11 protein-coding genes and 2 pseudogenes are annotated in these 21,015 nt (G+C 65.4%); 7 read left to right on the top strand and 6 right to left on the bottom strand.

Features of this window, described 5'->3' with window-relative positions:
- Positions 1 to 81: 81 nt before the first annotated feature.
- Positions 82 to 591, bottom strand: a pseudogene (locus tag ACGFZA_RS41465) (zinc-binding alcohol dehydrogenase); the annotation flags it as partial.
- A gap of 87 nt (positions 592 to 678) precedes the next feature.
- On the opposite strand from ACGFZA_RS41465, the gene ACGFZA_RS41460 reads away from it, so the two are divergent.
- The gene (locus ACGFZA_RS41460) at positions 679 to 1,893 is read left to right on the top strand and encodes an ROK family protein (RefSeq protein WP_393686194.1); all 1,215 of its coding nucleotides are present in this window, start codon (positions 679 to 681) and stop codon (positions 1,891 to 1,893) included.
- 57 nt (positions 1,894 to 1,950) lie between these two features.
- Positions 1,951 to 2,857: pseudogene (locus ACGFZA_RS41455) on the top strand (Gfo/Idh/MocA family protein).
- A gap of 158 nt (positions 2,858 to 3,015) precedes the next feature.
- On the opposite strand, the gene ACGFZA_RS41450 reads toward ACGFZA_RS41455, so the two are convergent.
- Positions 3,016 to 5,358 (bottom strand): helix-turn-helix domain-containing protein, encoded by a 2,343-nt coding sequence (locus tag ACGFZA_RS41450; RefSeq protein WP_393686192.1) that lies wholly within the window; start codon positions 5,356 to 5,358, stop codon positions 3,016 to 3,018.
- A 458-nt stretch (positions 5,359 to 5,816) separates the two neighbouring features.
- Between ACGFZA_RS41450 and ACGFZA_RS41445 the strand changes: the two genes are divergently transcribed.
- Entirely contained in the window at positions 5,817 to 6,965 is a 1,149-nt protein-coding gene (locus ACGFZA_RS41445) for a glycosyltransferase 87 family protein (RefSeq protein WP_393686190.1), read from the top strand.
- 297 nt (positions 6,966 to 7,262) lie between these two features.
- On the opposite strand, the gene ACGFZA_RS41440 is transcribed toward ACGFZA_RS41445, so the two are convergent.
- Together ACGFZA_RS41440 and ACGFZA_RS41435 are read right to left on the bottom strand one after the other, a co-directional pair.
- A complete protein-coding gene (locus tag ACGFZA_RS41440) occupies positions 7,263 to 8,150 on the bottom strand; it encodes a tyrosine-type recombinase/integrase (protein ID WP_393686188.1) in 888 nt (295 codons plus the stop codon).
- On the bottom strand, positions 8,050 to 8,556 hold the full coding sequence (locus tag ACGFZA_RS41435) for a hypothetical protein (protein WP_393686186.1): 507 nt from the start codon (positions 8,554 to 8,556) through the stop codon (positions 8,050 to 8,052). Before ACGFZA_RS41435 ends, ACGFZA_RS41440 begins: the two co-directional genes overlap by 101 nt.
- Positions 8,557 to 9,089: 533 nt before the next feature.
- Between ACGFZA_RS41435 and ACGFZA_RS41430 the strand changes: the two genes are divergently transcribed.
- The 4 genes from ACGFZA_RS41430 (at position 9,090) to ACGFZA_RS41415 (ending at position 18,066) form a co-directional block, all read left to right on the top strand.
- Positions 9,090 to 11,168, top strand: a complete 2,079-nt coding sequence (locus tag ACGFZA_RS41430; RefSeq protein ID WP_393686184.1) for an AIPR family protein — start codon at positions 9,090 to 9,092, stop codon at positions 11,166 to 11,168.
- Between the two features lie 431 nt (positions 11,169 to 11,599).
- Positions 11,600 to 13,591 (top strand): N-6 DNA methylase, encoded by a 1,992-nt coding sequence (locus tag ACGFZA_RS41425; RefSeq protein WP_393686182.1) that lies wholly within the window; start codon positions 11,600 to 11,602, stop codon positions 13,589 to 13,591.
- Positions 13,588 to 14,868 (top strand): restriction endonuclease subunit S, encoded by a 1,281-nt coding sequence (locus tag ACGFZA_RS41420; protein ID WP_393686180.1) that lies wholly within the window; start codon positions 13,588 to 13,590, stop codon positions 14,866 to 14,868. The genes ACGFZA_RS41425 and ACGFZA_RS41420 overlap by 4 nt, the downstream gene beginning before the upstream one ends.
- Positions 14,869 to 14,871: 3 nt before the next feature.
- Positions 14,872 to 18,066, top strand: coding sequence for a type I restriction endonuclease subunit R (locus ACGFZA_RS41415; RefSeq protein ID WP_393686178.1), 3,195 nt, complete (start codon positions 14,872 to 14,874; stop codon positions 18,064 to 18,066).
- A gap of 695 nt (positions 18,067 to 18,761) precedes the next feature.
- On the opposite strand, the gene ACGFZA_RS41410 is transcribed toward ACGFZA_RS41415, so the two are convergent.
- On the bottom strand, positions 18,762 to 19,205 hold the full coding sequence (locus tag ACGFZA_RS41410; protein WP_326591440.1) for a hypothetical protein: 444 nt from the start codon (positions 19,203 to 19,205) through the stop codon (positions 18,762 to 18,764).
- Entirely contained in the window at positions 19,195 to 20,088 is an 894-nt protein-coding gene (locus ACGFZA_RS41405) for a hypothetical protein (RefSeq protein ID WP_243780773.1), read from the bottom strand. Before ACGFZA_RS41405 ends, ACGFZA_RS41410 begins: the two co-directional genes overlap by 11 nt.
- Positions 20,089 to 21,015 lie beyond the last annotated feature (927 nt).

Raw genomic sequence — 21,015 nt, 5'->3', positions numbered from 1 at the left:
TGGCGGGCAGCGCGCGCGGTGGTGACGTCAGGCGGGCTGACGGAAGGGAACGGGTGACGCGGGGCGGCTGCCCCGGGGGCTTCAGAACTCCAGGACGACCTGGAGCGCGTCGGCGGGCCGCTCGTCCAGCAGCACGTAGGCCTCGGCGGCGTCCGCCACCGGCACGACATGGCTGACCAGCGACTTCACATCGACCTGGCCTTCGGCGACCAGGGACAGGAAGGTCTGCTGGAGGCGCTCGACGGTCCAGCGTCCGGCGAGCTGCGGAGGGACGCCGCCGATCTGCGAGCAGATGAGCTGGACGCGGTTGTGGTGGAACTCGTCGCCCAGGCGCAGGCCCGCCCCGTCGCCCTGGTAGAAGCCGGACGCGACGACCCGGCCGCCCACGGTGACCGAGCGCAGGGCCTCGTGCAGTGCGGGGTACACGCCGCTGATCTCGATGGCGACGTCCGCGCCGGTGCCGCCCGTGGCCTCGCGGATGCGCTCGGCGACGGTGTCGGTGCGGGCGTTGAGTGTACGGCGCGCGCCGTACTCACGGGCGGTGGCGAGGCGTCCGTCGAGCGCGTCGACCGCGGTGACCCGGGCGCCGTTGGAGGCAGGCCACGGACGGTACGGAGCCGGCGCCGGGCGGCACCAGGCCCGGGGCACGGGACGGAACAGGACACGAGGACGGCGGGGATGACAGGAAATCAGGCGAGCGCGGGGCATCTGCTCCAGCTCATCCGCAGCGGCGAAGCCACCACACGCGGCGAGTTGCAGCAAGCCACACAGCTGTCGAGGTCGACCGTCGGCAACCGCCTCGACCAGCTCTTCGGGGCCGGCTGGCTGCGCGGTGCCACCGGCACGTCCACCGGCGGACGCCCCTCCGCCCGGCTGGAGTTCGACCCCACCCATGCCGTGGTGCTCGTCGCCGACCTCGAAACCAGGCACGGCCGCGCCGCCGTCCTCGACCTGTCCGGCAGGATCCTCGCCGAGCACACCGGTGAACTGGTCATCGCCGACGGCCCCGAGCCGGTCCTGGACCGGCTCGCCCGCTGGTTCGGCCCGCTCCTGGACCGGGCGGGCACCACACCGGACCGGGTCTGCGGGATCGGCCTGTCCGTGCCCGGCCCGGTCGACTGGGAGTCCGCCCGTATCGTGCAGCCCCCGATCATGCCCGGCTGGGACGGGTTCCCGGTGCGCGAGCAGTTGCGGGACGCCTTCGCCGAGCACGTGGGCAGGCCCGCGGGCAGTGATCCGCTCCCCGTGTTCGTCGACAACGACGCCAACCTGATGGCCCTGGCCGAGCAGCGCGAGAACCACCCGGACTGCGCGGCCTTCGTCCTGATCAAGGTCTCCACCGGAATCGGCGCCGGAGTGGTCGTGGGCGGACAGGTGTACCGGGGGATCGACGGAGGGGCGGGCGACATCGGCCACATCCGGCTCCACGACCGCCCCGACGCCCTGTGCATGTGCGGTTCCTACGGCTGCCTGGCGGCCGTGGCCAGCGGACGGGCCATCGCCGGACAGCTCACCGCCGCCGGTGTGCCCACCGCGTCCGGCTCCGACGTGCGTGAGCACCTCGCGGCGGGGGACCCGGTCGCGGTCCGCCTCGCCCGCGAGGCCGGACAGCGCATCGGCGAGGTGCTCGTCACGGTCGTCACGCTGCTCAACCCGGGCGTCCTGATGCTCGGTGGCGACCTGGCGGGGACCCCCTTCCTCACCGGCGTACGCGAACTCCTCTACCAGCGGGCCCTGCCGCGGACCACCGCCCACCTGCAGGTGACCACCTCCACCCTCGGGGACCGGGCCGCTCTGCTCGGGGCGGCCGCCATGGTCGTCGACCACCTCTACGCGCCCGACATGGCCGACATCCGGCTTGCCGCACTCGCCCGCGCCGCGGAGAAGAGCTGACCGCACCCGTACCGGCTCCCCTCACCCCCCTCCCCGCACCACCCACGGAGAAGTGCCATGTCCCACGTCGTTGCCCCGGTCCGAGACGACTGGCCCCACCCGCCCGTCCGCGTCGGGCTGGTCGGCGCCGGCCCCTGGGCCCGTGCCATGCACGCCCGGATGCTGGCCGCCGGGCCCGAGACCGTTCTGACCGCGGTCTGGGCCCGCAGGCCGGAAGCCGCCGCCGAGCTCGCCCAGGCGCACGGGGCCCGGGCCGCCGGTTCGTTCGCGGAACTCCTCGACCACTGCGAGGCGGTCGCCTTCGCCGTGCCCCCCCGCCGTCCAGGCGGGGCTGGCCGTGCAGGCGGCCGCGGCAGGCCGGGCGCTGCTGCTGGAGAAGCCCCTGGGTGCCGACCTGGCCGCAGCCCGTGCGGTGGCGGAGGCCGTCGCCGAACACGGCGTCATCTCGCAGCTCGTCCTCACCAAGCGCTACCACCCGGCCACCCGTGCCTTCCTGGCCGAGGCGGCAACCCGCCGGGTCCTCGGGGCCCGTTCCTGCTATCTGCACGGCGCCTTCCTCGGCGGCGAGTTCGCGACGGGATGGCGACTGGAGCACGGTGCGCTGCTCGATCTCGGACCCCATCTGCTCGATCTTCTGGACAGCGCGGTCGCCCCGATCGTCACGGTACGGGGCACCGGCGACCCCCGCCGCTGGATCGAGCTGACGTGCGAACACGAGAACGGTGCGATCAGTCAGGCATCCCTCTCGGGCAGCGTCAGCCTGCCCCGGGGCCGGACGCGCGTCGAGCTCTTCGGCCCCGACGAGGAACTCGTCTACGACACCGCGGACATCGATCACGAGGAGTGCTGGCCGGTGCTCCGGCGTGAGTTCGCGACGGCTGTCCGGACCGGGACCGGCACGGGCATCGACGCGGCCAGAGGCCTGCGTCTCCAGGAACTTCTCAGTCAAGCGGCAAAGGACTGACGCGCAAGCCCCGGCGTCGACGCTCGGCACCGCCCACGGCGTTCGCCCCGACCGCCGACGAATCGCGCGGCGGGCACCGCTGGGTGACCGTGTTGGCGACAGCGCCTCACCCGGCGGTGGCCTCAAAACCGATGTCCGACGGGGAGGAACAACGCGTCTCAGCCGATCGACTGGTCGGCGATGCCGAACCCCGCGGTGACTTGGCGCAGTTCGTCGGCGGCTTCGCGCCGGCGGGGATTGTTCAGCCCGACGAGGGCGAGGTGCGCCGTGGTCAACGCCGCGCGGGCCTCGTGGTGGTGGTTGAGCTGGCGCAGGGTAATGCCGAGGTCGAGGCGGACGGGTTCGCTCCACGCAGGCATCCGGCCCGCCTCCCAATGGGCCAAGGCGGCACGCAAGGGGGATTCGGCCAGGCCCCATTGCCCCAGGGCCATGAGGTCGCTGCCGAGATTGTGGCGGGTCTGCGCCAGATAAGAGGCGACGAGGTCGTGCGGCGTCCCCGGCACTCCAGCCAGGCAGAGAGCTTCGCTACGCCGGTGGATGACCAGGGCCTCGTCCGCGCGGCCGGCGTAGCGCAGGTGCTGGCCCAGGGTATTGAGAATGGTGAGTTCGGCGAGGCGGACTTTCACGTCTGTGTGGTTGCTGAGGTGGGTGGCTGCCTCGCGTAGCCGGACAATGGATTCGTCGGTCCGTCCGAGCCGACGGAGCGCTCCCGCCGCGTAGCCCAGGGCCCACCCGGTCTGGAGCTGGTCCGCGGCCTCGTACGCCGCGGCCAGGGCGGCTTGTGCGGCGGTCAGGGCGGCGGGGTAGTCGTGGAGGCAGAAGGTGTGGGCCCAGGCGAGGTAGTTGAGGTGGACGGCCTCGTCGCGCCTGCTGCCGAGCGCGCGGGCGGAGTCGACGGCCCGCTGGAACACCTCCGGCCACAGCTCCCAGTGCGCGGTCATGTCGGAGAACCAGTGCATCGCTTCGGCGGCGTCGATGACCTGCTGGTGCCGGCCCGCCGCCTGGGCCTGGCCCAGGGCCGCGAGCCACTGGGGCCGCTCGGCTTCCAGCCAGATCCGGGCCTGCTCGCGGTCGGTGGGCGCGGTGGCCAGGTCGGGGTCGCCTTCGGGCGCGTCCTGGTGGTGGTCGGCATCGAAGCGCAGTGCGGCGGCGGTGGCCCGGCGCAGGATCCAGTGGGCGGCCCGGTCCTGGGCAGCGGCGATCTGGACGGGATCGTCATCCTCGACCAGTTGTTCGGCGGCGAACAGGCGCAGGAGGTCGTGGAAGTGGTAGCGGTCGGCGGTGGAGTGGGGCTGGAGCAGTCCGGCGTCGGTCAGCCGTTCGGTGCAGCGCGCGGCCTGGCGCGGGGGTATGCCTGCGAGGAGGGCTGCGGTGGTGGGGCTGAAGTCGGGGCCGCAGGCGAGTGAGGCGCGGCGGAAGACGGTGCGGGCGGCCGGGCTGAGCTGACGGTAGGACAAGGCGAAGGCGGACCGTATCTGCAGGGAGCCTGCCTGCAGGGTGTCCAGGCGGTCCCCGTGAGCGGTGAGCTGCGTCACGAGTTTGGCCAGGGTCTCGCCGGGCCGGGAGGCCAGGCGCTGGGCGGCGATGCGCATGGCCAAGGGCAAGTACCCACAGAGTCCCGCGAGGTCGCGGGCGGCCTGTGTCTCCCGCTCGACCCGCTCCAGCCCGATGACGCGGGTGAGGAGTTCGACCGCTTCCTCCCGGCGCAGCAGAGCCAGCCCCGTGCGGTGGACGGCTTCCAGGCCGGCCAGCGAGCGGCGGCTGGTGACCAACGTCAGACAGGCGCCGTGGCCGGGCAGCAGGGGGCGGACCTGGTCCTCGTCGGCGGCGTTGTCCAAAAGGAGCAGCACCCGGCGCTCGCGCAGCACCGAGCGCAGCAGACCGCTGCGCTCGTCGGTCGAGGCGGGGACAGCGGTCTCGGCCACACCGAGCGCGTACAGAAGCCGGGCGAGCACCTCGCGCGGCGGGGTGGGATTCGGGTCCATGCCGCGCAGGTCGACGGCGTACTGCCCGTCCGGGAAGCGTGGCGCCAGAGTATGGGCGGCGTGCACGGCGAAGGCGGTCTTGCCCAGCCCGGGCTGCCCGCAGACCACGGCGACCGGCGGTCGGGCGGGATCGAGGCGCTCGGCCAGAACCCGCAGCCCGGCCAGGGCGGGGCCGCGGGCGGTGAAGTCACAGAGATCACGCGGCAACGCCAGCCCGTGCCCGGCCGCCCCCGTGCCTGGCCCTGTCCCGGCCGACGACCTGGGCCCCGTCCCGCCGACGGCCCGCGGACGACCCGACCGGGCGGCGTCCTCCAACTCCTGGCCCACAACGCCATCCACGCCCAAGGCCGCTGCCAATGCCTCCACCGTGCGCTGCCGCGGCCCTCGTGTCCGCCCGCGCTCCATGTCCGACAGCGCCCGCACACTGATCCCCGCCCGCTGCGCGAGCCGTTCTTGGCTGATGCCCGCTCCCGTGCGCAGTGCGTGCAGCCGCTCGCCGAACTTGTTGTCGCTCACAGCTGTGGTCCCCCTTGGTCTGCGTGGCCCGGCCGGAACGGCGTACCTACTGGCCGTGCTCACCGGCAGAAGTATGCGGGCCTCTCCATCTGCCGGTCGAACTTCCTGGTCGCCCCGACCTGCACTGGATTGGATGAGGCGTGCCGGGCGCGGCTCTGTGCGCTCCTGTACAGGGGGCAGGACGCCAGGGCGCGGATCAGCATGCGCTGAAACGCGCCTGACGTTACGCAGGTCGCCATGCCGGCCACCCGACAGCGGGCGCCCGGTTCGCCAGCGCATCCAACCGGTTGCCGCGCGTCCGTTCACTTGTGCGGACGACTTTCTAGCCAAGGCCTCTTTGTATGCGAATGTCAGAAATTTCAGATGCCTCCGGTCAACGTCCGGGCCGCTGCTCCAGCATGGCTGTCCGCCGGTGGGACCTGTGGGCATTGGCGGCGAGCTCCTTGATGGCCCTAGGCGTGGGGCTTGCTTCCGCATCGAACACCTCGCAGCACCGGTGGGGACTTGCCGCTGCTGTCGCCTACGCCTGTGCCGCGATGGTGTCGCTGAGTTCCCGTGTCCAGTGGTCTCGTGTGGCGGCCCTGATCTGCGTCGTCGGCGCGCTGGTGGTTCCGCTGGTGTGGCTGACTGCCGTGGGCCTGCAGCAGATGGAGGTCGGCGTCGTCGAACGGTCCGCCCAGCGCTTCCTGGAGACCGGCACCCCTTACCTCTCGCATCCGGTCGCGGTGCGTGACTTCAACCCCTACCTGCCCGGCATGGCTCTCTTCGGGCTCCCCCGCGCACTGTTCGGCGCGGGACTGTTCTCCAGCGCCCGCCTGTGGAATCTGGCCGGGTTCGTTGCCGTGCTGGCCGCTGCCGTGGCCGTGCTGGTCAAGGGCCTGCCGCAGGCCCGACGCACGGCGGTGACGGGGGCGGCATGGATCGCGGCCTGCCCCGTGGTGGCGCTGCCGCTGGCCATAGGCGGCGTTGATCCCGCGGTCGTGGCCTTCGTTCTTCTCGCCCTGGCGTACGCGCACCGGGGCCGTTCCGTGGGTGCGGGTCTGGCGCTGGGAGCGGCAGCCATTCTGAAGTGGACCGCGTGGCCGGCCATACCGGTCGTCGCCGTCCTCCTGGCTGCGACCAAGGGATCACGCGCGGCCAGGACCGCGGCTGGAGTGGCGGTCGCGGTGGCGGCGTTGGTGGTCGTGCCGCCGCTCCTGGCCGATCCGCACGCCTTCCTCGACAACGCGGTCCTCTACCCCTTCGGACTGAGCGATACCGCCTCGACCGCCGCCAGCCCGCTCCTGGGCGCCCTCCTGTCCGCAGTGCTGCCCCACGGCAAGACCATCGCCGTGGCTCTGATCGGCGTCGGCGCCCTTGCCATAGCCGTGTCGCTCTTCGTTCAGCCGCCGAGGACCACGGCGGCTGCCGCCCACCGGCTCGCGCTCGGCCTCACCATCGCCATCCTGCTGTCTCCGGCAACCCGTATCGGCTACGCCGTCTACCCCCTCACCCTTCTGATCTGGGCCCGCTGCACCACCCTGGCCAGGCCACAACCCGCCCTGGAGCCGACGCCGGACCAGGGCGCCGGCAGTCCAGTTCTGCACCCGGCCGCGGAGCGGCTCTGAAACCGGTCGAAGCCGCCCGCACGCCCGCCGGCGGACGGAATCGGGGCCGACTCGTCGCCTCGGCGTCCCGTGGCCCCCGTCCAAGGGCCAGAACAACGGTGATCAATGGAAGGCCGAGAAGGGGTATAACCGCAGGTCGCCAGGCATCTGCCGGTGCCGTGCCCCATGAGGGCAAGGGGCACGGCACCCCGCCGCTCAGATGTCCCGGAACTCATAGACAAAGCTCCTGACCTGCGTAGATGACACCTCGCGAAGATCATCTTGCACGGTTGTTGCACAAGCCGAACGGAGCAGGAGTCACGCGGCCCTGGTGTAGGCGCTCCGGACCGCGATGCGGACCTTGGAACCGGCTCCCACGAATTTACGCAGGGTAAACGCGGGATCGGCGTGTCCGAGGCGGTCTGCGAGCGTGTACACATCTACCCCGCCGTTGATCATCATCGACGCGTACAGGTGTCGGAGCGCGTGCATCATCACGTCGCGGGACTTCTCCCAGCGTCGTCCCTTCGCGTCGGGCTCGAGGGGCTTGATGAGGCCGGCCGACGCCAGGGCGGGCTTCCAGCGGTAGGAGTTGAACCCATTCGACTGAATGGCGGTCTTCTCCCGGGTGTAGAAGATCAGCCGCACCGTGACCGGGTCGCCGCCTTTGCTGCCCCACGGTCGCGTCACCTCGACCGGCGGGTACTTCTGCATGTGCTCGCGCAGGGGGATGGCCACGTCGTCGGTCAGCTCGACCCACCGGTCCTTCGGATCCTCGTCGTCTCCGCCCTTGGGGAGGGCGTATACGAGGAACGAGCCGTCGTGGACTACTTGCCGATGCACGTGCACCATGGCGCCGTCCGGATGTGCCCAGTCGATATCTTCTGGTGACAGGCCGAATATCTCTCCTTGCCGAAGACCCAGGCCGCGACCACAGTCAACAAGTGCTTTGTAGCGGTCGGGAAGTTCGGCACGGATCTTCTCGGTGTCCTCCCATGTCAGGGTCAGCTCTGCCCGGCCGCCACCTCCTCGCTTCGGCTTGGCGTCCTGCACCGATTTGGCGAGGCACGGATTTTTGTGTATCAGGCTGTCGTCCACGGCCAGGTCAAAGACGGCTCGAAGATTGTCGAAGACCAGGCGCAGCGTGGAACTTTCGAGCAGCCTGCGACGGTCGTGCAGCCAGTCCAGCAAAGATGAGGCGTTCACGTCCTTTACGTGCATCTTCCCCACTGCGGTAGGAACGACGTGCAGGTGAATCCGCTCCTTGTGGCGTCGGTAAGTCCGTGGATTCTTGTGTTCGTGCCCTAACCTCGTGGTGCGCCGACTCCAACCAGGATAGGTATGAGACCGCCTGCGACAGAACGCCGCTGTCGGAGCCCTTCTTGTACTCGATCACCACCGGGCTGCCGTTCTCGTCCAGTCCCAGGGTGTCGATCCGGCCCCGGTGCCACGGGCCTGTCGGATACTCCGACGCCAGGAACCGGATGCCGAGCATCTGCTCCAGGCCGGCCTCGACCCGTCGCTGAAGCTCTATCTCCAGCGCCATCGTTGAGCTGGGCAGCTCGACGTCCTGCCCGTTCGCGTTCCGCCGGAACAGCATCAGCTCGGCCACCAGTGTCCCCCTCCTGTGATCGGTATATGCGAAGCAATCGAAACGGCCGGAGAGGTATTCCCCACAGAGAGGAGCCGTCTGCCCTTGGGATGGCGCCACCGCACTGGCGCTGCATGACGCGCGGTGACGAGAGGGTATGTAGCAGGTCAGGGCTGCGACGGAGAAGCAGCGCTGGGAGCGTCGTCGCAGTTGGATCACGGGGGTGTGCTCGCGTCGGGCCCAGGTGCGGGAGGTGGGCGGCGTCATCGAGAATCCGGTCTCGTCCTCAGAGACGGTGAGGGCCCCGACCGGCTGTGCTGCCAGGAACGGCGCCACCGCTGCAACGACCGCACCCTGAATCGCAGTTGCTTCGCCACCGCCGTGTTGTCCCGGCGGCGAACGTCCCGACCGCATACCGCGACGACAGTTCCTGTGAACCCGTCAGGCGAGGCCATGGCCGCTCGCGCTTCGGGGTAACCTAAATCGCTGATGAGGCGCGGGCGGGGCCCGCCACCGTGCCAGCAGGGCCGCCAGCCCCCGCCGACAGGAGCATAGTGACCGCGCTACATGCCCAGCAGCTCGAGCACGCTCTCACCGAGCAGTTCACTGGAGTCATCGCCGTTGACGATCTGGCCAAATTTGAGGAGCGAACGCAGCGGAGTTCTTTTCTCTCCCGCGCCCTCGCCGCCTTGGCAGTCCGCGAGTACACCGGCTATCCACTCGAGCGCTGTGCAGAGTCCGTCATCGACTCGTTCGGGGACCAGGGGATCGACGCCGTAGCGGTGGACCTCACCTCGACAGAGCCCCAGGTCTGGGTGGTGCAGGCGAAGTGGAGTAGCGACGGCACAGCCTCCTTCTCGAAGAGCGCTGCGCTTGACTTGAAGAATGGCCTGGAACTACTGATCGCTCGCGAGTATCAGAGCTTCAATGCCAAGCTGACTCCGCTAGTCCCCGATCTGGAACGGGCCCTCAGCAACCCGCGGGTCCAGATCACCATCCTGCCAGCCTGGGCAGGAACCCAGCTTATGGGGGCCGAGGCCAAGGACGTGCTTGAGCGGTTCTGCACGGAATATGAGGACTCGCTGCGGATGCGCACCCTGCGGCTGCCGGACTTCATCCGCATCCTGCGCTCCGGGATCGCCGAACCCCAGATCAAGTTGAAGGCCGCAGCCTCAGCTGTCGACGTAAGCCCGATCAAGGAGCCCACCCTGGCGTACCACGGGACGATCGGGGCCGCGGAGGTCGCCCATTGGTTCGAGGAGAACCACCACCGGCTCTTCCAACGGAATATCCGAAACCCCCTTGGTGTCACCGCAGTCAACCGCACACTTGTAGAAACCCTTCGCAAGCGGCCCGAGTACTTCTGGTACTTCAACAACGGGATCACGGTGCTGTGCGACAAGGTGATCATGGGTCCTCGGGGCGACCTGGAAATGGAAGGAGCGAGCATTGTCAACGGCGCTCAGACCGCCGCTTCCGTCCATGAGGCTTACCAGCAAACCCCTGATGCCGTCACACGCGCACGGATCGCCGTCCGTATCATCTCCTTGACGGACTGTCCGGATGGCTTCGACCACGACGTCACCCGAACAACCAACACCCAGAACAGGGTGGAACCCCAAGACTTCATCGCGCTAGAGAAGGTGCAGCAGCAACTCCGCGACGACTTCCTGCTTCGGCTGCGGAAGACATACGTCCTACGCCGCGGTGAGGAGCCACCGCAGTCACAGGACGACGGTTGCACGCTCAGAGAGGCCGCAATCGCGCTCGCCTGCGCTCACGCCTCTTCTGAACTGTCCTTCCAGGCCAACGTGGACATCGATCTTCTTTGGGATCCAAAGCAGCACCACCAGCTATTTCCGCTCACCCGTACCGATGCGATGAGGACCTGGCGCACCATTCTGGTGCACCGGGAGGTTGAGCGGCAGATTGACCTACAACGCCCGCAGTGGGAGGGACGCGCCGGCACCCTCGCTGACCATGGGCGATTGCTCATCGCTCACGTGACCTTCCAGCGGCTATCCCGAGGGTGGCAGGAGATTCCGGAAGCCGACTGGCCGACGGTACTGGCGTGCGTCGCCGGGCTCGTGGATGCCACCGTAGCTACACTGATCTACTGGATCGATGCGGGTTACGGCCCCAAGAGTCAGGTGAGCGGCATCTTCCGAAATGCTGAGCGATATGCGGATGTTGCTGGTTCTGCCTTGGTGACCCTGCAGGGCGACAACCAACCCCCTGCCCTCTCACCGGAGTACCGCGCGTCCGAGCGTGAACGGCAAGCACGGCAAGCTAACGCCGTCACCGTGATCTTCGAGAACAACGCGCTAGAGGAAGGGACCCCCCTGGAGTTCCGCCCAGTCCCTGGCCGCGAACAGCAGCAGCTCACCGCCTGGCTCACGGCGGATGCCCGCCGAGGGCGTGCGACCTGGACCCGGCAGCGCCGCCACTGCCTCGTATGGGCGGTGGACGGCGTCGCATACTCACCAACCGGCCTGGCCCAGAAGATGCTCGTGGAGGCCGGCCACCGGAGCAAACCGCTTCAGGGCACGCGGCGCTGGTTCGTCCTGCAGCGCGGCTCGCTAGTGGACATCGCGGACCGGTTGCGCCAGGAACCAGAAGAGGAAGAGGAATGAGCTAGCTGCTCAACCTCGCAGACCTGTCGGAGCGACCACCCGGCCGGCAGGGTGGGGGCGTCGTCACCTTGCTGGGACAGACACCTCAGCTACGTCACCAGCAACACCATGAACGGGAGCGGTGGCGTGACGAGATCCGGCGCGAAGCGTACGACTCTCTCCTGGCGCCCACCTTCCAGATCTCCTACGTGCTCTGGAAGGTGGCCAAGGTCACCAGCAACGCAGGGCCTCGTGCCCAAGGCCCTTGTCTGGCAAGTGGGGACGAACAAGAAGCCGTCGACGCTTGCCGTCTACTCAACCTTCGTCCAACCCAAGACTCTTCGCCATCGCTCCGCCTTCGCAGGTCTCGGCGGATAGGGTTTGGAGAACGCGGTTCGGCTCTCGTCGAGCAGAGCTGCGCCCGCCCGAGCCTCAGACCGGAGAAGAACTGCGTGAGCGTCCTCAGCCAATTCGTATGGAGCGTCGCCGACACCCTGCGTGGCCCCTACCAGGAGGCCGAGTATGGCTCGGTGATCCTGCCATTCACCGTGCTGCGCCGCCTTGAGTGCGTGATGGAACCGCACCGGGAGACGATGGCCGAGGTCATCAGCCAGTACCCTGGCGATCAGCAGCGCCGCACGTACCTGAAGCTCAAGACGCGCACGCCGGACAATGCGGGCCTGAACTTCTGGACCACCAGCGAGTACACGTTGAAGAAGGCCCTGCAGGACCCGAAGAACCTCGCGGCCAACCTAATCGACTACGTATCGGGCTTCTCGTCGAACCTGGATGTGTTCAAGTCCTTCGACTTCGAGAGCGTCCTGCGTACTCTCGACACCCGCAACCGCCTCTCGCCGGTCGTCAGACACTTCCAGGGGATCGACCTGAGCCCTGAGACGGTCTCGAATGCGGACATGGGCGACCTGTTCGAGAACCTCATCTACCGGTTCGCCGAGTCAGCCAATGACGGCGCCGGCCAGTTCTACACGCCGCGTGACGTTGTCCGTCTCCTCGTCGACCTCGTCTACGCCGAGGACACCGAGGCGCTGCGCGACCGGAGCCAGGTCCGCTCCATCTATGACCCCACCGTCGGAACCGGCGGCATGCTGACCGTAGCCGACGAGCATCTCCGTGACCTGAACCCGTCCGCCACAACGGCGCTGTTCGGGCAGGAGATCAACCAGCGCACCTACGCCATCTGCAAGGCCGACCTGCTCATCAGAGGCCAGGACCCGACCAATGTCCGGCATGGCGACACCCTCGTCGTCGACCGATTCGAGGATCGCAAGTTCGACTTTGTCCTGTCGAACCCACCGTTCGGCACCGACTGGAAGGACATCGCCTCCGATGTGACCGCCGAGCACGAGCATGGCGGCCAGGGACGCTTCACCCCCGGCCTACCTGCTGTCGGGGATGCTGCGATGTTGTTCCTACTCCACGTTGCCTCGAAGATTCGCGATGTCGATGAGAACGGCAACGGCGGGAAGGCCGGCATCGTCCTTAATGGTTCCCCACTCTTCACGGGAAGCGCAGGATCTGGACCGTCCAATATCCGTGGGCACATGTTGGAGAATGACCTGGTCGAGGCCATCATCGCTCTCCCCAACGACATGTTCTACAACACCGGAATCGCCACCTACCTGTGGATCCTCTCGAACGCCAAGCCCGCCGAGCGCAAGGGCACCGTCCAGCTCATCGACGCCACTGAGCTCGGCTCCAAACTGCGCAAGTCGATCGGCTCCAAGCGAGTCGAGGTAGCCGACAAGGCCCGCGACACCATCGTGCGGGCATTCGCCTCCCGTGAGGCATCGGACACTTCGAAGGTTTTCGAGAACCGCGACTTCGCCTACTGGACGATCACCGTTGAGCGTCCCCTACGTCTCAGGTTCCAGTGCACCGCCGAGCGGATCGCTAACGTGGCCGACCACAAGACCCTCGGCAAGGACTCGGGCCTGGTTGCGAGCCTCGGTTCCTTCGGTGAGCAGGTTTACCTCAATAGAGAGACGTTCCTCCACGACCTTGGCAAGCATCTGCGTGAGCACGCAATCATACTGACTGCGGCTCAGCGCAAGACGCTGTGGCAGACGATCGGTGAACACGACGAAGACGCTGACGACTGCCTCTACACCTCCGGTCGGCATAAGGGCGAGATCGAGCCCGATCCTGCGCTGCGCGACACCGAGAACATCCCCTTTGGTTGGGGCGGTCACCCGAAGACTCACGATGCCGCCGAAGACACCTGGGACGCTTACTTCGAGGCCGAGGTAAAGCCTCATGTGCCCGATGCTTGGATCGACAAAACCAAGACGAAGACCGGTTATGAGATCCCATTTACTCGACACTTCTATCGCTACACCCCACCTCGCCCGTTGGAGGAGATCGACGCAGACCTCAACCGCGTTGTTGGCGAGATCATGGAGATGCTGCGGGAGGTTGAGGCGTGAGCGCGGTTCTGCCAGTGAAACGACTGGCGAACGTTGTACTCGGGAAAATGGTTCAGCCGGAGTCGAAGAGCGCGGCTGATATTTCTGCACCATACCTGCGAGCTGCGCATGTCCAGCCACAAGGGAAGATCATTGATCTGCCGCTACAGCCGATGTGGTTTCATCCGAGCGAACTACGGGGACTTGACCTGCGGCGCGGCGACGTTGTAATCGTCGAAGGTGGTGCCGGATACGGTCGATCAGCCGTGGTTCGCGAGGACCTTCCAGGGTGGGGTTTCCAGAACTCGATCATTCGTTTGCGCCCCCTCGCTGGGCGTGCCGATGGGAGGTTCCTCGACTATGCCCTGCAAGACGCACTTATGCGTGGCCGGGTCGACCTTTTCGCGAGCACTGCGACGATTCCACATTTCACTGCCGACAAGGTCTCAAAATTCGAGATCTCCGCACCCGACCTTGTTGAGCAGCGTGGTATCGCTAATTTCTTGGATCGTGAGACAGGGCAGATCGATGCTCTGATCTCCAAGCAGGAGGAGTTTGTGGAATTCCTCCGAGAACGGCGATCCGGGCTCATCGCCAGCGCCGTCGCTGGTCTCGATTACGGTGCCAGTCTCGAGCCAGGTGAAGTGTCCTGGATCGGTTCGTGTCCTCCCGGGTGGATTCGTGGCCAGGTCAAGCATTTCGGGTCGGTAAATCTCGGCAAGATGCTGCAGAGCGAGAACAAGGGCTCTGATGTCCTCGCTCCATATATGCGAGCCGCTAACGTGCAACCCGATGGCGAACTTGCTCTCGGCGATGCTAAGACCATGTGGTTTAGTACTCGCGAAATGCGCATGCTTGACTTGCGGGCAGGTGACGTAGTCGTAGTCGAAGGAGGAATTGGTGGCTATGGTCGGGCGGCTTTCATCTCTGAGCCACTCGATGGTTGGGGATTCCAAAATTCCATCAACCGGATCCGCCCGGCTGGTGAGAACGATGGCCGATATCTCACCTATTTCCTCATCATGGCCAGGCAGAAGGGCTTCATCACGGCATACTGCAATATCGTCTCGATGCCGCACCTGACTGCCGAAAAGCTGGCGGCAATGCCTATTATGATTCCGCCCTCTGACGTGCAGCGACAGATCGCCGATAGACTTGACGAAGAGACCGCAAAGATTAGTGCCCTCATCGCCAAGGCCAAAGAGCACATCGCCTTCGCCAAGGAACGTCGCTCCGCGCTCATTACAGCTGCTGTGACTGGACAGATCGATGTACGCCCTACTCGGAAGGCAGGCTGAACCATGGCGTCCTCAGACCAGACCGACGAGGAGGCGTTCGAGGCTGAGATCGCCGAGTACTTGGGTGGCCACCGCTGGGAGTACGACACCTCCAACGATGGCTATGACGCAAAGCGCGCCTTGTGGCCCGAGGACGTCCACTGGTGGCTGAGCACTACCCAGACCGAGGAGTACGAGAAGGTCGTCAAGATCGGCACTCCGAGCGAGCAAGCCGACAAGGACGCACTCCTTGATGCCCTTGTGAAGCGCCTGGACACCCCTATGAGCTCTGGCGGCGGCACCCTGAATGTGATGCGCCGGAAGTTCTCCCACACCCGTGGCGCGACGGCGCACTTCCTCATGTGTCAGTTCGCGCCAGCAACTACTCTCAACTCGACCGTGGCAAAGGCTTACGAGTCGGTGCGGCTGCGAGTAGCCCGCCAGGTTCACTTCTCTCCAGCCAGGGGCGATAACCGGTCCATCGACTTGGTCTTCTTCGTCAACGGCCTGCCGGTGGCGACGCTCGAACTCAAGTCGTTCTTCAAGCAGGAGTGGCGCACCGCGGTCAAGCAGTACAAGCAGGACCGCCAACCGGCCGGCCAACCGCTCCTCGGCTTCGGCAGCCGGGCCCTGGTTCACTTCGCCGTCGACGACGACGAAGTCTGGATGACCACGAAGCTGGCCGGCGACAAGACCCACTTCCTCCCGTTCAACCAGGGCCAGGCCGACGGGGCGAAAGGCAACCCCCCGAACACGAACGGTGCGGCAACTTCCTACCTCTGGGAGGAGATTCTCGGCCGGAACAATTGGCTCCACATCTTGGGCTCGCTGATGTTCCTGCGTAAGGACGAGGACGAGGACCCGGCTACCGGGAGGATCAAGCGGACGACGACGCTGATGTTCCCCCGCTATCACCAGTGGCGTGCAGTGCGACGGATCGTCGAAGAGGTTCGCTCTGGTGGGCCCGGGGGGCGATATCTGATCGAGCACTCGGCCGGCTCAGGCAAGACCAACACGATCGCCTGGACTGCGCATCACCTCGCCCAACTGCACGATGGAGACAATCACAAGGTCTTCGACAAGGTCCTGATTGTCTCCGACCGTAAGGTCCTCGATCGGCAGCTCCAGGAGGCCGTCAACCAGGTCGACGAATCCGGCGGTTCGGTGGCGGTTATAGACTCCGCCGCTGTGCGCCGCTCCGGCGGATCGAAGTCCCGGGCCCTGCTTGACGCTCTGACCGGACCCGCTCTGGTCGTCGTGGTCACGATCCAGACGTTCCCCTACGTCAAGGGTCTGATCGACACGACGCTCGGCGACAAGGTGTTCGCCGTCATCGTCGACGAGGCCCACACCTCCCAGTCCGGGAAGACGGCCAAGGCACTGAAGATGGTCCTCACCGAGGGCGGGCAGATCGCCGAGGACGAGGCGATCGACACGCAGGACGTCATCAACGAGATCCTCACCGCCGCTGACGAGCAGGCGAAGATCGAGCGACGGATTTCCGCCGAGACGGCTGCCCGCGCTACATCACCGAACGTGTCGTTTCTCGCGTTCACCGCCACGCCAAAGTACAAAACGAAGACCCTGTTCGGGCGCCCTGGCCACGATGGCAAGCCCGAATCGTTCGACGTGTATACGATGCGGCAGGCCATTGAGGAGGGGTTCATCCTCGATGTTCTGCGTGGCTACCAGACGTACAACACCGCCTTCGAAATCGAGGAGCGCGGTGCTGATGGTGTGGTCACCACCATCAGCAGCGACGATGCGGGTCAACTGGTCGATCCGAAGGCTGCAACGAAGAAGATCATGCGGTTCAAGAACCTTCACCCGTCCAACATCGGGCAGAAGGTCGAGATCATCGTGGAGCACTTCCGGGCCAACGTCGCACACCTCCTCGATGGCCAGGCCAAGGCCATGGTCGTCACCTCCTCGCGCCAAGCAGCTGTCCGCTACAAGATCGAGACGGACAAGTACATCCGCTCCAAGGGGTACAAACTCAAGACGATCGTCGCGTTCTCCGAAGCCATCAGCGACGAGGAGTACGGCTTGGAGAACGCCACAGAAGCGTCCTTGAACCCGGGCCTCGGGTCCGATCTCGCCAAGGAGTTCAGGCGCCCCGACTATCGCCTGATGCTGGTTGCGGAGAAGTTCCAGACCGGCTTTGACCAGCCGCTCCTGTGCGCGATGTACGTTGACAAGGAACTTCCCGACGTCCATGCCGTCCAGACTCTCTCCCGTCTCAACCGCACCTACCGCGCCCCGTCAGGCGAGGCGAAGGACCGGACGTTTGTCCTCGACTTCGTAAACCCCTCCATCGACATCCAGAGTGCGTTTCTGCAGTACTACACCGAGGCCCACGTCGAGACTGCCACCGACCCCAACCTCGTCCATCAGCTCGCCACGAAGCTCGCCCAGCCCGGTATCTACACCCGCGCCGATGTCGACCGCTATGCCGAAGCCTGGTGGGGTCAACAGCGGCACTCGGCGCTGGCGGCGGCAATCGCGCCGGCCCGCGACGAGTTCGCCAACCGATGGGCCGACGCAACCGAGAGTGGCGACAGCGAGGCCCTGAATGAGCTGCGGACCTTCCGTAAGGACTGTGGCTCCTATGTCCGCCTCTACGACTTCATGTCTCAGGTCATCGACTACGCGACCACTGACCTGGAGAAGCTCGCCGAGTTCCTGCGCCAGCTGGTGCGGCTGCTCGCAGTCGACGATCCCCACGCCGATGTGGACCTTTCCGGGATAGTCCTCAAGAGAGTGCGGCAGATTGACCAGGGCAAGGCAGCCATAGCCCTGTCTGGAGACCAGGAGACGCCGACGCTGCGGGGTATCACTGGTATGGGTACCGCCGTCGCCCGCGATCCGCAGCAGGTTCTGCTGTCGGAAGTGGTCGCTAAGATCAACAGCCTGTTCGGTGGAGAGTTCGCGGACGCGCAGATCGGCGGCTTCGTCACGGCTGCAGCCGGGATGGCCGAGGAAGACCTGCAGATCACCGAACAGATCGACAACAATGCTCAGGACCAGTTCCTCATCTCCCCCAACCTGCGTGAGGCCCTCACTGACGCTGCCGTGCTCAATGAAGGGGCCTTCGGGAAGCTGACCGGCGCGCTGACCGGCGAAGGTGAGCGAGCCGAAGAGCTCATCCAGCTGATAGGCGCCTACCTTTACCAGTCCCGGCGCTCGCGTACGGATCCGGAAGTTGGGCCGGAGGAATGACACCCTGAGAGTGAGAGGTCGCCGAACTGCACCCTGGCTGCCCTTCGACCTGTAGCCGCTGGTTCTGGGCCGGGCCACCAACATCAATCGTTGGAGGCCCAGTGTCCTGTCCTCTGATCACCAACGCCGACGTTATCCGGATCACCCGAGTCGACGGCTGCGGTCGCTGCTTTGTATGAACAGCACAACTGCCTCAGAGGCGTCGTCGGAGGCACTGGAGATGCTCCCGGTGGCCAGCCGGTGGCCGGACGCCTTTGGACGGCATGGTACGGGGTAGCACAGTCCAACCAACTGCACGCGCTCTGATCAGGCAGGACGTCACTCAGCAGCACGACCAGGCACTACGCAACACGAACGCTCACGGTCTCGTAATGCGTAGGTCTCGGGTTCGTCCCGAAGGCGGCTCAGCGAAACCCCAGGACTCACTCGCCGTGACCTGGGGTTTTGTGCTTTCCAAGATCGATCGATGACCGTCGCCGACCCTTGCCGGGGCGCCATGACTGCCGCCGGTGGACAACCGGTGGACAGGTGTGTAGCGGGCGGGCAGAGCGGTGGACAGCAGGGTGTCCGCAGCTGAGTGGGGCCACGTGTTCCCGGGTGGGGTCGCGCAGCGCGCCTCGACGCCATATAACCGCGGTTTCGAGGAATTCGCAGGGAGCCCAGGTGGTGTGGCAATTGGCGCGGCCGTTGAAGTTTTAATGCTTCATGGGTCCGTATTGCCACCCGTGCTTTTCGGCTTTATCGCGAAGAATGCTGGCGCGCCTCTGCTGGAGTTTCTTCGAATCAATCAGTTTGTAATCGACGTACGCATGGGCAGGTGGGCGGGTTTCTCCGTCATCAACTTGGGCATCGTCAATGACTCTTAGGCCGGCTTCGTTAACTTCGCCTACCTCTACACAGAAAACGCCGACCGAGGCGTAACCCAGCGTCCCGGTGTGATGCTGGTGCGCTGCTTCAGGAGTGACCAGTGATGACCTTGTTACCGATACTTCACCGGTATCCTTAGGTGTGGGTCGAAAGAGTTGGCTACTGACCCGGCCGTCGTGGACCCAGCCAGGATTCACTTGGCGCCAAAGTTTTTCGTCCTGGGTCGATATTTCAAGCTCGCCGGGCCGAAGGTTTGGGCCGTCAGTCGCCATACTGGGTGATCCCCCCGGTCACGAATTCTGTGATGCTTTCTAGGTTCCGCCAGTGGAACGTCGCAATGCTGTCAGTATCGTCTTCCTTCGAAAAGGAATATACGTCCACCTTTTCCTCTGGGAGAATTACTAGCGTTACCTCACCTCGGGTGAAAGGCCACTCTAGCTGGACCCCGCCCTCCTCGGTCGGATAAATGTATGGGCGCTCGACCTGTGCATCAAGGAGTTCAAGGAGAATGGACTCGACTTGGCGCAGTAGTTTTCTGCTTACTTCCTTGCCGATGCCATCGAGCCAGCCATTTTCGAGAGTCTGCAATGTCAGGAGACGTTCTGACCACTCAGGTGGCAGAACCGGTTCGATCGACAGAATGTCCTGAATCTCGATATAGTCGCCATCTAGTGACTGAATTGCTACGGCGTTAACGGCGACCGTGGGGGCCATTGTTGATCGATCTAGGTACTGCTTAAGGTCCACGACGATGTCGTCGGAGGAGAAGCGCCCCAGTACTTGTTTCCCGCCAGATAGGCGGAAATCGAATGTGCCCTTTTCTGCGTTTACTCCGATGACCTGCCCTGCGATGAGCGTTTCAATCTCGAATCGCTCAAGGCGCGCCTTCTCGTGAATCAATCGGCGGACTGATTGTGAGTAGATCACTTCGGATGGGCTGCCACTGTCGAAGACGATTGATTCGTCATCCTGCAAGCTGCGTCCGAATCGTGAGAATTCGCGAAGTGCGTGCGGCGGGAAGGTCCGCGGAATGCCGGATCCGGACTGGATAGAGCGCAAAGTGTCTTGAATCAGGATGCGTGCCTCGTCGAAGATGCCTGAGTCCTCATCGAAGAGGGTGTCAGTCTCATTGGTGGCACGCTCAAGAATGGGCACCACGCTTCCGGCCTGGATGTCCGAAAGGCGGAGAGAGAAAGAGGACGCGAAACCCCGAGGCACCCTCTGTCGCGTGGCGTGTCGCTGCTTGTACAACCCGCGTGCCACGTCGACCACGAGACGCTCATACCTGGCGAACTCTGCCAAGACCTCAACGGGCAAACCTTGTTGCTCGTAGCGGCCACCTCGAAGGCGCCAAGATCCAAAAGTGCGACGATCCGTCCCCATGTCCCCCACCCTACTGAGACGGCACCTTCCCCATGACGTCCACACTTGAGTAGAGCGATTTTCCTCCCTATTGGCTCCAGAAGCAATCGGGTTGCAGCTCTCTGTCTGTAGCGATTGGGACACGGCGGTTAGAGACCGAGACCAGCAGCACCGTGGTCTCGGTACCTGCGGGAGCGTCCGCCACCGTCCGCATGGGTGCGAGTAGGCGCCTGTCCAGCCGTTCGATGCGAAGGGCGGACGGTTGCGGATGCCCGCGGAGCGAGACCGGACAACTCGTAATGCGTAAGTCTCGCTACCTGGCGTGTACCCACTGCACCACTACCTGAGTCGGCCGCAAGAGCGCCAGATCAGCCTGGAAGTTGGCCTACCCCAACGGGCTATCAGCCAAGTCCTACGGGGACATCCCAGGGACTTTTCAGGGACTTTCACGTCTGTCCCAGGGAGGTTCCAGGGACTTTCCGCCGCGTAAGCAGGGTAGGCCCTGACAGCGCTGAAAGACTCGAACGCGCTGGTCAGGGCCCGTTTCCCTAGCACTCGATGATGTTCACCGCGAGCCCGCCGCGCGCCGTCTCCTTGTACTTCACGGACATGTCCGCGCTATTGCCTAAGCGTTGTCCCGTAAATGCTCTCTGAGCGACCTCGGGCATGGTGGACTGCTGCACGGCGGGTGGTCTATCCGGCGAGGGCGAGGTTGTGCAT

The sequence above is a fragment of the Streptomyces sp. NPDC048211 genome (assembly GCF_043202315.1).
Lineage (GTDB): Bacteria > Actinomycetota > Actinomycetes > Streptomycetales > Streptomycetaceae > Streptomyces.
The sequence above is the reverse complement of the archived record's forward strand: the minus strand, read 5'-3'. Positions and strand labels throughout refer to the sequence as shown.